Raw genomic sequence first — 14372 nt, 5'->3', positions numbered from 1 at the left:
AGGATGGCATGCGCGACCTTGAACATGTGAGTGAAATAGACCGCGTATTGAAAGGATTCGAGACCGGCAGGGATGGGCTGGTTTCGGAAAGCTGGCGGCGCTGTGTCCAGACGTACGGCATGGACCCGACGCGGCCGGAACCTGCGCATATCGTCACCGAACAACAATTGCGCGAACACCAGGAACAATCCGAACGGTTGATCGCGACGGCCCGCTCCGGCCTGCGCACCCTGTTCAAGCAGGTTGCCGGCCAGAATTACGTGCTTCTGCTGGCCGACGCCAAAGGTGTGTGTGTCGACTTCTTTGGCGATCCCCGGTTCGAGGACGATCTTCGGCAGGCCGGGCTTTATCTCGGGTCCGACTGGTCGGAGGATCTGGCCGGAACCTGCGGTGTTGGCTCCTGTATCGTGGCAGGCGAAGCCGTGACGATCCACCAGAGCGATCACTTCGGGCTGTCGCACACGCCGCTCTCCTGCACGGCGGCGCCGATCTACGACACCTGCGGCAAGCTGGCGGCGGTTCTGGATATTTCCCTCCTGCGCTCGCCAAGCCCGAAATCGAGCCAGAACCTTGCGATGAATCTTGTGAAGGCCTCCACCCGCCGGGTCGAGATGGCCAACCTCATGGCGACCACGCGCAAGGAATGGGTCTTGCGGTTCGCGACCTCTCCGGAATTTCTGGAAGTCGATCCGGAAGCTGCCATCGCCCTCGATGACAGCGGACGGATAACGGGAATGACGCATGGGGCGCTGGCCTGTCTGGCTCCCGGGGGATCTGCCGACCTGATCGGCAGCCGGATCGACATGTACCTGGATCTCGATGTCGACGATCTGCCGTCGCTGATGCGCGGCCGCCCGACAGAAGACCGGGTTTTGCGCCGGCGTGACGGCGGCGGGCTCTACGGCCATGCCATCGCGCCACAAGCGGCCCAGATGGCTCGTACGCCCGCTTCCAGTGCTCTGCCTACTCCGCTGCGCGGTATCTGCGGACAGGATGCGGCGCTCTCGCAGGTGGTGTCGAAAGTTGCCCGGCTCGCACCAACACAGGTTCCGATCCTGCTGTCCGGCGAAACCGGAACGGGCAAGGAATATCTGGCAAGAGCCATTCACGTCCTTGGCCCTGCCGACCGTCCGTTCCATGCGCTTTGCTGCTCGGCCCTGAAGCCGGAAAAGGTCGGCGCACTGTTTGAGGCCACTGCCGGAACGCTGTTTCTGCGCGGCATCGAAGACCTCGACATGGCCGGTCAAGCCGCCTTGCTCGCCCTGCTGGAACACCGCAACGACTTTCGCGTGGTCGCGACAACGCGTCAGGACCCAGCCGGGTCCACAAGCGTGCGCGCGTTGCGTCCGGAACTCTATTTCAGACTTGCCGGTTCGGTGCTCGCGATTCCGCCGCTTCGGCACCGCCAGGATTTCGACTGGCTGGTCGATCGCCTGTTGCGGCGCTCACCTCGGGATCTTCGCCTGTCGCCTGCGGCACGGGCCGAACTCGGCGGCCGGCACTGGCCGGGCAACATCCGCGAACTCGCCACGTTGCTGGATGTCGCGACAGCGCTTGCCGAAACGGACGTGATCGACCTGCCGGACCTGCCGCCGGCGACACTGTCCAGGCAGAGCGAAACAGATCCGAAACAGGAACTGGAGGCGCTTCTGGATGCCTGCGGCTGGAACATGTCTCAGGCCGCCCGAAGGCTCGGCGTCAATCGGTCGACGGTGCTCCGGCGAATGCGCACTCTCGGTTTGGGACCACGCCCCAGGCCGCGTGCATGACAACGTGTTGCGTTCTGTTGCATGCGCAACAGGAAACGGCGTTTCTGCGCTGTTGACGGCTTAATTGCTGGGCGTTCCATGGCAAAACGCAGGCGCGCTCTGCATTGTTTCCTCCATAAACAGGGAGGAACTGAAATGCTCGACAAACCATTGGTTCACGAGACCGAGACTTTTCTCAACGCCTTCGGCAAGGCGCTGGAAGACGGCAAGATCGATGCGGCAACAGACATGTTTCTGGATGACTGCTACTGGCGCGATCTGATTGCCTTTACCTGGAACATCAAGACCGTCGAGGGCAAGGATCAGGTCCGCGACATGCTGGAAAAACAGCTGGCGTCCACCGGACCGAGCAACTGGCGGATCGCCGAAGGAGAGATCCCGACGAAGGAGGGCGATGTCGTCACCGCCTGGATCCAGTTCGAGACGGAACGTGCCCGCTGCTTCGGCCTGATCCGGCTGAAGGGTGGCAAGATCTGGACCCTGCTGACGACCATGTCGGAGTTGAAAGGCCATGAGGAGCCGAAGGGGTTCAACCGGCCGCTGGGGGCCAAGCACGGCGCCAACAAACATCGCACCAGTTGGAAGGAAGAGCGCGAGCGTGAACTTGCGGAGCTCGGTTACAAGACACAGCCCTATTGCCTGATCATCGGCGGTGGCCAGGGCGGCATCGCGCTCGGTGCGCGCCTGCGTCAGCTTGGTGTGCCAACCATCATCGTTGAAAAGAACGAGCGGCCGGGCGACAGTTGGCGCAACCGGTACAAGTCCCTCTGCCTGCACGACCCCGTCTGGTACGACCACCTGCCCTACATCAAGTTTCCGGAAAACTGGCCCATCTTCAGCCCCAAGGACAAGATCGGCGACTGGCTGGAGATGTACACAAAGGTCATGGAGCTGAACTACTGGACCCGCACCGTCGCCAAATCCGCCACCTATGACGAAGCCAAGAAGGAATGGACCGTCGTGGTGGACCGCGACGGCGAGGAAGTGGTGCTGAAGCCGAAGCAGCTGGTCATGGCAACCGGCATGTCGGGCAAGGCGAACGTGCCGAAGTTCCCGGGCATGGACACCTTCAAGGGGGATCAGCACCATTCGTCAAAGCATCCGGGGCCGGACAGGTATCGCGGCAAGAAGGCGGTCGTGGTCGGTTCCAACAATTCGGCGCACGACATCTGCGCGGCACTTTGGGAAAACGACGTCGACGTGACCATGGTGCAGCGCTCCTCCACCCATATCGTGCGCTCCAACACGCTGATGGACGTTGGCCTCGGCGCGCTTTATTCCGAAGAGGCGGTCCGCTCCGGCGTGACGACGGAAAAGGCGGATCTCATCTTCGCCTCGCTGCCCTACCGGATCATGCACGAGTTCCAGATCCCCGCTTATGCGGAGATGAAAAAGCGCGACGCGGACTTCTATGAAGGGCTTGAGAAAGCCGGGTTCTGGCTGGACTGGGGCGATGATGAAAGCGGGCTCTTCATGAAATACCTGCGCCGAGGCTCCGGCTATTACATCGACATCGGAGCCAGCCAGTTGATCATCGATGGCGAGATCAAGCTCAAGCGCGGCCAGGTGACCAAGGTAGTCGAAGACGGGGTCATTCTGGACGACGGCACGAAGCTGGAAGCGGATCTGATTGTCTACGCCACCGGCTACGGGTCGATGAATGGCTGGGTCGCCGATCTGATGGGTCAGGAGATGGCCGACAAAATCGGCAAGGTCTGGGGGCTTGGCTCGGACACCACCAAGGACCCGGGCCCCTGGGAAGGCGAACAGCGCAACATGTGGAAGCCGACCCAGCAGGAGGCGCTCTGGTTCCACGGCGGCAACCTGCACCAGTCCCGCCACTATTCGCAGTATCTGGCGCTGCAGTTGAAAGCGCGGATGGAAGGCCTGCCAACCCCCGTCTACGGCCTGCAAGAGGTGCATCATCTGTCGTGACCGGCATCGCCGACAGGACCTGAACAAATGGAAGAGCCGGGGGAATTCCCCCGGCTTGTTTATTCTTGAGTACGCGCCCACCATTTCCTTAGCACGGAGCGCCCTGGAACAGCGCCCTCCCTGCCCCACCGAAAGCCTGAAACGTTCCGGACCTCAAGGTGAACCGGCCACCCTATGCACCAAAGCGTCGGCAACACCGGGCGGGAAGAATGTCAAAATCTCTTTCACCGCACCGATGTGGCGCCTATTGTGCGAAAAATCGCAGCAATTTCCGTCAGGATACGGTCTATGAGCAGGTTCTGGAGCCCCATCGTCAGTAAACTGGAGCCCTACACTCCGGGCGAGCAGCCCAAGGACCGAAGTTTTATCAAGCTGAACACAAACGAGCATCCTTTCGGTCCGTCGCCCATCGCGCTCGGGGCAATCCGCGCGGCGACAGAAGAAAGTCTGAGGCTTTACCCGGACCCGACCGCCGTAGCGTTGCGGGCAACCATCGCCGCCAGCTTCGGCCTGAGTGCGGATCACGTCTTTGCCGGGAATGGCTCGGACGAAATCCTCGCCCACGCCTTTCACGGTTTTTTCAGTGGCAAGGACAAGCTGCTGTTTCCCGATATTACCTACAGTTTCTACAAGACCTATTGCGAGCTTTTCGGCATTTCTCACCGCACTGTAGCGCTCGACGGCGATTTCCGGATTGATCCGGCCAGCCTCTGCGGGCCCTGCGGCGGCATCGTGCTTGCCAATCCGAACGCGCCGACCGGGATTGCCCTCGATCTTGCGACGGTGCGGGCCGTTCTGGAACAAAACCCGGATGTGGTCGTGCTGGTCGACGAAGCCTACGTCGATTTCGGCGCCGAGAGTGCCGCTGGTCTGGTTGCGAAATTCGACAATCTTCTTGTGGTTCAGACCTTTTCCAAATCGCGGGGGCTCGCGGGTTTGCGCGTCGGTTTCGCTCTTGGCCAACCGCACCTGATCGAAGGCCTGCAGCGGATCAAGGACAGCTTCAATTCCTACCCGCTCGACCGCCTGGCGCTTGCCGGTGCCGAAGCGTCCTGGCAGGACACGGCCTGGTTCGAGGAAACCCGGCGCCTGGTGATCGCCGAACGGCAGCGGATGGCGGAGGGGCTGCACTCTCTCGGCTTCAAGGTTTTGCCGTCGGCGGCCAACTTCCTGTTCGTGTCGCACGAAACAAGCGCGGCACGGGAGCTTCTGACCGGCCTCCGGGAAGAAGGCATTCTGGTCCGCCACTTCAACAAGGATCGCATCGACAACTGGCTGCGCATTTCCGTCGGTACGGAAGAAGAAGGCGAGGCGTTGCTGAAGGCGATGGCAAGGCTCGTTGCCGGCTAGGGTCCATACCCTAAGCTCTTCCAGCTCCGCCGTTTGTTGCAAATGCAGGCGGGCGAACCCATGTCTCGATCATCGGCTCAAAAGGGAGATACCGCATGCTGGTCACCACCACCAACACCATTCAGGGCAAGGATCTGGACTACAAGGGTCTGGTGACGGGCGAGGCGATCCTCGGCGCGAACATCTTCAAGGACTTCTTTGCCGGCATTCGCGACATTGTCGGTGGCCGCTCCGGCGCTTACGAGGAAGAACTCGGCAAGGCACGCAAGATTGCCATCGACGAAATGTGCCAACAGGCTCAGGGAATGGGTGCCAATGCGGTGATCGGTGTCGATCTCGACTATGAAACCGTCGGCCAGAACGGCTCCATGCTGATGGTGAGTGCCACCGGCACCGCAGTCTTCATCCGCTGATCCTGTCATGTCAGCCGACATTCTCATTTCTCCGGGGTTCCCGGAAGACCAGAGGCCGGCTGCCGCCCACCTGTTCTGGCAAGCCTTTTCCGGCAAGCTCGGCAAGGTGCTGGCGCCGGAGAAAAAGGCGCTCCAGCTGATCGAACGCATTCTCGATCCGGCCTTTGCCATCAGCGCTGTCGATCGGGAAGGGCAGCTGCTGGGTCTTGCCGGATACAAGACCGCTTATGGAGCGCTTGCCGGTGGCAGTCTCGCGGACATGACGGCGGTCTACGGCGTGTTCGGCGGTTTGTGGCGCGGTCTCCTGCTGGATGTACTTGAACGCAACATCGAGCCGGACTGCCTGCTGATGGACGGTATCTTTGTTGCTGAAAGCGCCCGCGGACGCGGCATCGGCGGCACCTTGCTGAAAGCTGTTGGCGAAGAAGCACGCCGTCAGTCGCTCTCGCGCGTTCGACTGGACGTGATCGACACCAACCCAAGGGCAAAGGCTCTTTACGAACGCTCGGGGTTCAAGGCGGTTGGCGAGGAAAAGACAGGGTTTCTCGAACTTCTGTTCGGCTTTTCCTCCGCAACCCGCATGGAGAAGCAGGTTTAGGCAGTTCTCTTGGGGGCGTTGCTACCCCCGCTGTCGCCCCGGGTCTCACGTCGTTCACCCGGGGTGACTCAGAGATAAGCCCGGAGGGTTTCTTGAAAAAGAGGCTGATGTCTGCCCACCACATGGCGCCTGGCTCTTTCCCCTCTCCCGCAATGATGCTCTAGTCGGTCCGATCCCAACAGGAGCCATTGAATGTCCTCACACGGTTATGAAAGTGGGCGGTTGAACCTGCCCTTTGTCGGCATCTGCACTTTCGGCAAGTATCCCTATCAGCCGGATTGGGATGCCATCGATGCGGATGTCGCGGTTATGGGCGCGCCGTTCGATTTCGGCACCCAGTGGCGCTCGGGCGCGCGCATGGGACCGCGCGGAATCCGGGAGGCCTCGACGCTGTTTTCCTTCGGCCACGCGGGCGCCTACGATTTCGAGGACGACATCACCTACCTGCCGGCGGAAACGACCCGCATCGTCGATCTGGGCGATGCCGACATCGTGCACACGGACACGATCGAAAGCCACAGACGTATCGAATTCGGCGTGCGCAAGATCCTGGCGGCAGGTGCCTTGCCCGTGGTGCTGGGCGGCGATCATTCGGTCAACATTCCCTGCATCAACGCCTTTGACGATCAGGAGCCGATCCACGTCGTGCAGATCGATGCGCATCTGGATTTCGTCGATGAACGTCATGGTGTCCGCTATGGCCACGGCAACCCGATGCGCCGCGCGGCGGAAAAGCCCTATGTTACCGGCCTGACCCAGATCGGCATCCGGAATGTGTCCTCAACCTCGCGCGATGGTTATGAAGACGCCCGCCGAATGGGCTCGGACATTCTGTCGGTTCGCCACGTCCGCAAGCTCGGCACGGAGGCGCTTCTGGCGCGAATACCGGCCGGGAAACGCTATTACCTGACACTTGATATCGATGCGTTTGACCCGTCCATCGCCCCGGGCACAGGGACCCCAAGCCACGGCGGATTTCTCTATTACGAAGTGCTGGAATTGCTCGACGGCCTGGCAAGACAGGGGAATATCGTCGGCATCGATCTGGTGGAGGTCGCGCCGGATTACGACCCCACAGGCTCGACAAGCACCCTCGCCGCACAGGTTCTGATGAACACTATCGGCAGGGTTCTTCATCACCGCAAGCCATGAAAAAACCCCGCCAGCTGGTTTGTACCGGCCGGCGGGGTAACGTTCTGGAAAGGGTCGGGTGGGCTTAGAGGCCCTCGAACAGCGCCGTGGAGAGGTAACGCTCGGCGAAGGACGGGATGATCACCACGATGTTCTTGCCTTCCATCCCTTCGCGCTGACCGACGCGGATAGCGGCGGTGAGTGCGGCACCGGAGGAAATGCCCACCGGCACACCTTCCGTCTTGGCCACTTCACGGGCCATGGCGAAGGCATCCTCATTGGCGACCGTCTGGATTTCATCGTAAACGGAGGTGTCGAGCACGCTCGGCACGAAGCCGGCGCCGATACCCTGGATCTTGTGCGGGCCGGGCTCTCCACCAGACAGGATCGGGCTGTCGGCCGGTTCCACGGCAACGACACGCAGGCTCGGCTTGCGCTCTTTAAGCACCTGGGAAACACCTGTGATGGTGCCGCCGGTGCCGATGCCGGAGACGAACACGTCCACGGCGCCATCGGTGTCGTTCCAGATTTCTGCCGCTGTGGTGTTGCGGTGGACTTCCGGGTTGGCTGCGTTTTCAAACTGCTGCGGCATCACCGCGCCGTCGATTTCGCCGATCAGTTCCTCGGCGCGGGCGATAGCGCCCTTCATGCCCTTCGGCCCTTCGGTCAGTTCCAGCTCCGCACCCAGGATCTTGAACATCTTGCGGCGTTCCACGGACATGGTTTCCGGCATGACCAGAATAAGCCGGTAGCCCTTGGCGGCGGCGACAAATGCCAGCGCAATGCCTGTGTTGCCGGAGGTCGGCTCAACGAGCGTGGTCTTGCCCGGCACGATCTGGCCTGCCTGCTCCATCGCCTCGATCATGGCAACGCCGATCCGGTCCTTGACGCTGGAAATCGGATTGAAGAATTCGAGCTTCGCCAGGAGATTGCCCTTGACCCCGTGCGCCTTCGCCAGCCGGTCCAGCCGGACGATCGGTGTATCGCCGATGGTCTCGGTGATGGAGGAATAGATTTTTCCGCGACCGCTGGTCTTGATCGTCATGGCAGGTCTCCCAGGTTGGCCGGATCTTCTTCCGCCGGCATCGTTCAACTATTCTTGCGATAAGATAGTACGGGTTCCAACAAGTTATAAGGGTCCTAAAGCGCCTTTGCGAACCTGGCGGTAGAACTTTTTTCCAGAAAAGCTTCAGCTCTTGGAAAAGAGCATGTCCGGCAGATCCACCATCGCATCGAACAGGATAGCCCCGGCATCCTGCATCGCCTTGCGGTCACAGGCCGGATCTTCGACAAAGGCGAACACGCGCATGCCGGCAGCCCGGGCAGCAAGAACGCCGGGCAGGCTGTCTTCGATCACGACGCAGGTTTCCGGGGCGTGGCCCATGGTGCGCGCCGCCAGCAGAAACACATCTGGCGCAGGCTTGCCGCGTTCGCAGTCCTGCGCGGAAAACAGCCGGTCTTCCAGCCGGGGCAGCAGGCCGGAACTGCCGAGTGTCGTGCGCATCTTTTCGTATTTGCCGGACGAACCGACGCAATAGGCAACGCCGCGCCGGTCAAGGTCGTCCAGCACACCGGCAACGCCTTCGATCGCCGGAACGCCGGCCTTGAACTTTTCCAGGTCGCGTAGCCGCACCTGATCCGGCCAGTTGGCGGGCAGCACCTTGCCGGTCAATTCCTCGATCATGGACTGGACATCCTCAAGTGTCCGGCCCATGAACCGGCGCTGGCAGTCCGGCCCGGTCATCGGAATACCAAGCTCGGTGATGATGGCGGCCATATTGGCATTTGCCATGCGTTCCGTGTCGACAAGCACGCCGTCGCAATCGAATATGACGAGGCTGGGCATCAGGAGCGGCCCGTCGAGCCGAAGCCGCCGGTGCCACGTTCGGTTTCCGAGAGAACCTCAACTTCAACGATGTCCGCCTGCAGCACGGGTGCAATCACCATCTGGGCGATTCGGTCTCCGCGTGAAATCTCGAACGGGTCCTCGCCGAGATTGATCAGGATCACCTTAACCTCGCCGCGGTAGTCCGCATCGATTGTGCCGGGGGTGTTCAGAACGGTAACACCGTATTTGGCGGCAAGGCCGGATCGGGGGCGGACCTGGGCCTCATAGCCCGCAGGCAGGGCCATGGCGAGACCGGTCGGCACCAGGGCGCGCGCACCGGGGGCGAGGGTCACCTTGCCGTCGACGGCAGCCAGAAGGTCAAGTCCGGCGGCCAGAACCGACTGATAGGCGGGCAGTGGCAGATCGCGACCGTGCTCCAGTCGCTTCAGTTCCAGTGTTACAGGCATAGAAAGTGTCCGGCAGTGAGTGTTGCTGGCGAGTGACGATATTCGCCGGTGCCTGTCAAGGCTCGCAGGCGGACGCGAAACTTCGCATAAAAATCAGATGTCTACTTGCAGTCGCAATCCGCACCTGAAACACTCTATCGCATCGTAACTTGCCAGCGATTGGGAGAATGGCAACATGAGACGATTGATTTTTGCATTTACCACCGGGGTAATGCTGGTCGCGGCACCGGCAGCCTTCGCACAGACGGTCGGCTACGCCGACGCGATCAAGATCCTGGCCGCAAGCTGTGGCAAGGACATCGATACCTATTGCAAGTCCGCGACGCTTGCCAACAACGGCATTAGCAAGTGTCTTGAAAAGAACCAGTCCAAGCTCTCGGAACAATGCAACGCGGACCGTCTGACCGTGACTGCGCTCATCCAGGCGCGGCTGGCGGCTCAGGCAGAAGTGCCTCAACTGTGCCAGCGGGACGCTGCGCAATATTGCAAGGGCGTCAAGGCCGGTGCGGGTCACGTGCTGCGCTGCCTGCTCAAGGCTCAGCCCTCCGTCAGCAAAAAATGCAACACGGCCATTGACCTGGCTGGGTACCGCTAACTCGGCACTGGGAGATATTTTCATGAACAAGTTGCTTTTGGCCGGTTTATCGGCCGCCTTTCTTGCCGTATCCGCGTCGGGCCTTGCCGCCCAGACCAAGTTGAGCCGCAATGAAATCATCAATTCCCTGCAAGGGGCGCAGCAGAAGGTTGATCTGACGGCCGATGAACTGCAGCAGGCCGCGCTGGAAAACATCCGGAAATATCCGGGCGCAAACGCTCCCAACACGTTGCCGCTTGCCGATAAGCTTGCCTCCCTGCGTCAGTTCAACGTGGAGATCACGTTCGATTTTGACAGTGCCCGTATTCGCCCGGCATCCTACGAGACCATCGGCCTGATCGCGGATGCCCTGCACACGCCTTATCTGCAGGGGCAGACCTTCTTCATCGTCGGTCACACGGACGCCAAAGGCGCGCGTGAATACAATCTGGAGCTCTCGCTGAAGCGCGCGCAGGCCGTGCGTGAGGCGCTGGTGACCACCTTCCGTGTTCCGGGCGAATATCTCTTCGCTGTCGGTCTGGGGGAGGAACAGTTGCGCGATCCGTCCAAACCGGATGCCGCCATCAACCGCCGCGTCCAGCTTATCAACCTGGGTTACAGATAACCGGCCCGAAAGCCGGTTCGAAAAGAGACATGCCGGATCCCAGCGGGGAAGCGGCATGTCTGAACAGTTGGCGCTGAAAGCGGGAATTGTTCACCTCTGTCGAACGAGCCTTCTCCCCTTTCTGGTCTAATCCTTCCAGCCAAATGGCTTATCTTCTCTGGAAGAAACAATTCTCCCGAGGAGTGGTCCCATGACGGCTACGCCAAACAGCATTTCGCCCGTCTTCTTCGCCCACGGTGCGCCGACCCTGGCGTTGGAAGACACCGCTGCCAGCCGGTTTTTGAAGGGGTTTGCCGCAAGCCAGCCACGCCCGAAGGCAATCCTGATCCTCTCCGCGCATTGGGAAACCGACGGCTTGAAGCTCTCGGCGCCGGGCCCGCTGCGGACCTATCACGACTTCCGTGGCTTCCCGCGACCGCTCTATGAAATCTCCTATCCGGCAAAGGCCGATGAGGACCATGTCGATGAAGCCGCGCTTCTGCTGGAAGCTGCTGGATACGATGTGGAACTCGACAGCCACTGGGGACTGGATCACGGTGCCTGGGTGCCACTGTCGCTAGCCTATCCGGATGCCGACATTCCGGTGGTCGCCCTGTCGCTGCCGCATGACAGCTCACCTGCGTCCGTTTATGCCCTGGGCCAGGCGCTCGCGCCGCTCAAGGACAAGGGCGTGTTGCTGGCAGGCTCCGGCAGCACCACCCATAACCTGCGTGAACTCGGGCCGCAGGGCTCAAGGACGCCGGACTGGGCCGTGGATTTCGACCGCTGGCTGGAGACCGGGCTGGAGTCCGGATCGATCGGCTATTTCGACGATATCCAGAGCGTTCCGAACTTCCGCCGCAACCACCCGACGGAGGAGCATCTTCTGCCGCTGTTCTTCGCCTTTGGCGCCGGTGGCATGGACGCAAAAGCACAGCTTCTCCATAGAAGCTACGAATACGGCTCCATCAGCATGAGCTACTTCCGCTTCGCTGCCTGACATAACCCGTCGACTGCCCCTGCGCAGGCAGGGGCCGCAATCGTGACTGATTCAATCACGATCAGCTTTGGGTGAGCGCCTCGCCTGCACGCGCGATAATTCGGCGGGCGACCTCGCTCTTGTCCATTTCCGGCCAGTCCTCGACGCCGTCGCGGCTGACAACGCGGATGGTGTTGGCGTCGCCGCCCATGATCCCGGTTTGCGGGCTGACGTCGTTCGCTATGATCCAGTCAGCCTTCTTGCGTTCCAGTTTGCCACGGGCATTGTCGATCAGGTTCTGCGTTTCGGCGGCAAAGCCGATCAGCAGCTTTGGCCGGAGGTCCGCGTGATGGCCGACGGTTGCCAGAATGTCCGGGTTTTCCGTCAGTTCCAGCGCAGGCGGCTTGCCGCTGCCGTCTTTCTTGATCTTCTGGGCGCCCTCGCTTGCAACGCGCCAGTCGGCGACGGCCGCCGCCATGATGGCGATATCCGCCGGCAGGTTGCTTTCCACCGCCTTCAGCATGGCGGAGGCTGACTCGACATGGACGACGGTGACATTGGCCGGGTCCGGCAGGGTCACCGGGCCAGACACCAGCGTCACGCGCGCCCCGGCCTCATAGGCAGCCTGTGCCAGCGCATGGCCCTGCTTTCCGGAAGACCGGTTGGCGATATAGCGGACAGGGTCAATCGGCTCATGGGTCGGGCCGGAGGTGATCAGAACATGCTTTCCGGCGAGCGGCAGGCTGCCCGTCTTGATCGCCTCTTCCCGCAGCAAAGCCTCGGCGGCGGCAACGATCTCCAGCGGTTCGCTCATCCGGCCTGTTCCGGATTCGCCCTTTTCCGCCATCTCGCCGGCGGCCGGGCCGCAAAAGGCAATGCCGCGCGTCTTGAGAACGGCCCGGTTGCGCTTTGTCGCCTCGTGCTGCCACATCTTCGGGTTCATGGCAGGGGCAATCAGCACAGGCTTGTCGGTTGCCAGCAGCACCGCCGTCGCCAGGTCGTCGGCAATACCGTGAGCCATCTTGGCCATCAGATCAGCGGTGGCAGGGGCGATCAGGATCAGGTCGTGGTCGCGGGCCAGGCGGATATGGCCGACATCGTGTTCCGCCTGCCGGTCAAACAGGTCGGTGTAGACGGTTTCCGCCGACAGAGCGCCGGCGGCCAGCGGCGTGATGAATTCCTGCGCGCCCTTTGTCATCACCGGGATCACCCGGGCACCGCGCTCCTTCAGCCTGCGGATCAGGTCGAGGGATTTGTAGGCGGCGATGCCGCCGCTGATGATCAGGACGATCTGTTTGCCGCTCAGCATCTTAACTCAGCACTCCCTAGGTCTGTCGATGTCGGCGGTAAAGATCAGAATCCGGTGCGGAAATCCCGCGGCGCCGGAGAAATCACCTGTGTGCCCTGCCCGGTAATCTGATAGACGGCAAGGCCCCGCTGGTTGAGGCCATTGGATTGGAAGCGGAACAATCCGTCAATGCCGATGAAGCCGTCACGATTGGTGATGATGCTCTGCTGGAACCGCTGCTGCCCGGCGGAGCGGATCAGGCCCGCGGCCAGGGTGACGCCATCGTAGACCAGGCTGGCATTGCGCGGCGGCACGGAGCCATATGTGCTCTGATACCGTTGGGCAAACGCCTGGAAACCCTTGTCTTCCGGCCCGGCATACCAGGCGCCGGCAAGCACAGGGTTGTTCTTGACCTGGGGTGAGTCCCACTGCCCGGTTCCAAGCAGCTTCACATTGCCCAGATTGGCGCCCTGGCTGACCAGGGTTTGTACGACCGCCGCAGGCACAGCGCCTCCGGCCGGAACGAACAGGGCGTCGGAATTGTTCAGCACGGATTTCAGCGCGGCTGTCTTGGTGACAAGATCGGACGTATCCGAACCGTTCATGGAATAGCGCTGGATCGATGCGATCCGACCGCCCCCGCGGCCGACTTCCTGGCGGAACGCAGCCTCCACGACGGCGCCGTAGGAGCCTTCGGGGATCAGTGCGGCGTAGGAGTGTTTCTTCTGGCTGTTGGCGTAGCTGACAACGCGTTTCACGTCACTTTCCGGCAGGAAGCTGAGCAGGTAGACGCCCCGGGCCGCGACGGATGTGTCCGTCGAAAACGCGATGACGGGAACGCCCGTGGCCCGTGCGGCCTGTGCGGCACCGGACACCGCAGGCGAGAACACCGGACCCAGGATCAGTTCCGCACCTTCCGAAATGGCCGCCTGCGCAGCAGCGCGTCCGCCTTCGGCGGTGCCGCCGGTATCTTTCACCAGCAACTGCACATCCGCGCTCGGGAAGTTCTGCAAAGCCAGCGAGGCGGAGTTCTTGAAAACCGTGCCGATGGACGCGTTGCCGCCGGAGCTTGCCAGTGGCAGCAGCAACCCGATGCGAACCCCGCCCGTGCCGATGATTTCGCCGGTCGGTTGCGGCTGCGCTGTGGGCTGGATCTGGTCGCCCGGAAGCGAGCCCAGCGTCGACCCCATGCAGCCGCCCAGCAGCATCGTGCTGGCTCCAGCCAGCGCTGTTTTCAAGAAAACACGTCTGTGCTGTTGCACGTTGTCGCCCCGTCTTGCACTTGCCATATTTGTCGGTTCACCCTTTGGGAAAGACTTACGTATTCGCTACAGGCCTGTAAAGATTTAGTGGCCTTTCAATGGCATATCGGCGCGATCAACGGTGGATTTGCCTTGCATCGGTTGTATCGAAAGGCTAGCGCAAGGGCGCAAACG

Annotated in this window: 14 protein-coding genes; 9 read left to right on the top strand and 5 right to left on the bottom strand. The window is 61.5% G+C overall.

Annotation, left to right across the window (positions count from 1 at the left end; all coding sequences use genetic code 11):
* Positions 1-8: 8 nt before the first annotated feature.
* The 6 genes from FMN63_RS07065 to speB all read left to right on the top strand — a co-directional run bounded on the left by FMN63_RS07065 (position 9) and on the right by speB (position 7217).
* Complete coding sequence (locus FMN63_RS07065) at positions 9-1769, top strand: sigma-54-dependent Fis family transcriptional regulator (protein WP_162855000.1); 1761 nt, start codon at positions 9-11, stop codon at positions 1767-1769.
* 135 nt (positions 1770-1904) lie between these two features.
* Positions 1905-3704 (top strand): NAD(P)/FAD-dependent oxidoreductase, encoded by a 1800-nt coding sequence (locus FMN63_RS07060; protein WP_148583251.1) that lies wholly within the window; start codon positions 1905-1907, stop codon positions 3702-3704.
* Between the two features lie 288 nt (positions 3705-3992).
* A complete protein-coding gene (gene hisC / locus FMN63_RS07055; RefSeq protein WP_148583250.1) occupies positions 3993-5054 on the top strand; it encodes a histidinol-phosphate transaminase in 1062 nt (353 codons plus the stop codon).
* Between the two features lie 95 nt (positions 5055-5149).
* On the top strand, positions 5150-5467 hold the full coding sequence (locus FMN63_RS07050) for a heavy metal-binding domain-containing protein (RefSeq protein ID WP_148583249.1): 318 nt from the start codon (positions 5150-5152) through the stop codon (positions 5465-5467).
* 7 nt (positions 5468-5474) lie between these two features.
* Entirely contained in the window at positions 5475-6065 is a 591-nt protein-coding gene (locus FMN63_RS07045; protein WP_148583248.1) for a GNAT family N-acetyltransferase, read from the top strand.
* A gap of 192 nt (positions 6066-6257) precedes the next feature.
* Positions 6258-7217 (top strand): agmatinase, encoded by a 960-nt coding sequence (speB, locus tag FMN63_RS07040; protein WP_148583247.1) that lies wholly within the window; start codon positions 6258-6260, stop codon positions 7215-7217.
* A 64-nt stretch (positions 7218-7281) separates the two neighbouring features.
* Here speB and cysK read toward each other — a convergent pair whose 3' ends face one another.
* The 3 genes from cysK to dut all read right to left on the bottom strand — a co-directional run bounded on the left by cysK (position 7282) and on the right by dut (position 9491).
* On the bottom strand, positions 7282-8241 hold the full coding sequence (cysK, locus tag FMN63_RS07035; RefSeq protein WP_148583246.1) for a cysteine synthase A: 960 nt from the start codon (positions 8239-8241) through the stop codon (positions 7282-7284).
* 144 nt (positions 8242-8385) lie between these two features.
* Complete coding sequence (locus FMN63_RS07030; RefSeq protein WP_209000992.1) at positions 8386-9042, bottom strand: HAD family hydrolase; 657 nt, start codon at positions 9040-9042, stop codon at positions 8386-8388.
* Entirely contained in the window at positions 9042-9491 is a 450-nt protein-coding gene (dut, locus tag FMN63_RS07025; protein ID WP_148583244.1) for a dUTP diphosphatase, read from the bottom strand. Before dut ends, FMN63_RS07030 begins: the two co-directional genes overlap by 1 nt.
* 175 nt (positions 9492-9666) lie before the next feature.
* On the opposite strand from dut, the gene FMN63_RS07020 reads away from it, so the two are divergent.
* From FMN63_RS07020 to FMN63_RS07010, 3 genes are all read left to right on the top strand, one after another.
* Entirely contained in the window at positions 9667-10086 is a 420-nt protein-coding gene (locus tag FMN63_RS07020) for a hypothetical protein (RefSeq protein ID WP_209000991.1), read from the top strand.
* Positions 10087-10108: 22 nt separating this feature from the next.
* Positions 10109-10690 carry an OmpA family protein gene (locus tag FMN63_RS07015; protein WP_148583243.1) on the top strand — a complete coding sequence of 194 codons (582 nt, stop codon included), beginning with the start codon at positions 10109-10111 and terminating at the stop codon, positions 10688-10690.
* Positions 10691-10880: 190 nt separating this feature from the next.
* Complete coding sequence (locus FMN63_RS07010) at positions 10881-11669, top strand: DODA-type extradiol aromatic ring-opening family dioxygenase (RefSeq protein ID WP_148583242.1); 789 nt, start codon at positions 10881-10883, stop codon at positions 11667-11669.
* Positions 11670-11730: 61 nt separating this feature from the next.
* On the opposite strand, the gene coaBC is transcribed toward FMN63_RS07010, so the two are convergent.
* Complete coding sequence (coaBC, locus tag FMN63_RS07005) at positions 11731-12957, bottom strand: bifunctional phosphopantothenoylcysteine decarboxylase/phosphopantothenate--cysteine ligase CoaBC (protein ID WP_148583241.1); 1227 nt, start codon at positions 12955-12957, stop codon at positions 11731-11733.
* A 44-nt stretch (positions 12958-13001) separates the two neighbouring features.
* Positions 13002-14174: a penicillin-binding protein activator gene (locus tag FMN63_RS07000; RefSeq protein WP_209000990.1), complete on the bottom strand. Its 1173-nt coding sequence runs from the start codon at positions 14172-14174 to the stop codon at positions 13002-13004.
* Positions 14175-14372 lie beyond the last annotated feature (198 nt).

Source organism: Stappia sp. BW2 (assembly GCF_008107695.1).
Taxonomy (GTDB): domain Bacteria; phylum Pseudomonadota; class Alphaproteobacteria; order Rhizobiales; family Stappiaceae; genus Roseibium.
The sequence above is the reverse complement of the archived record's forward strand: the minus strand, read 5'-3'. Positions and strand labels throughout refer to the sequence as shown.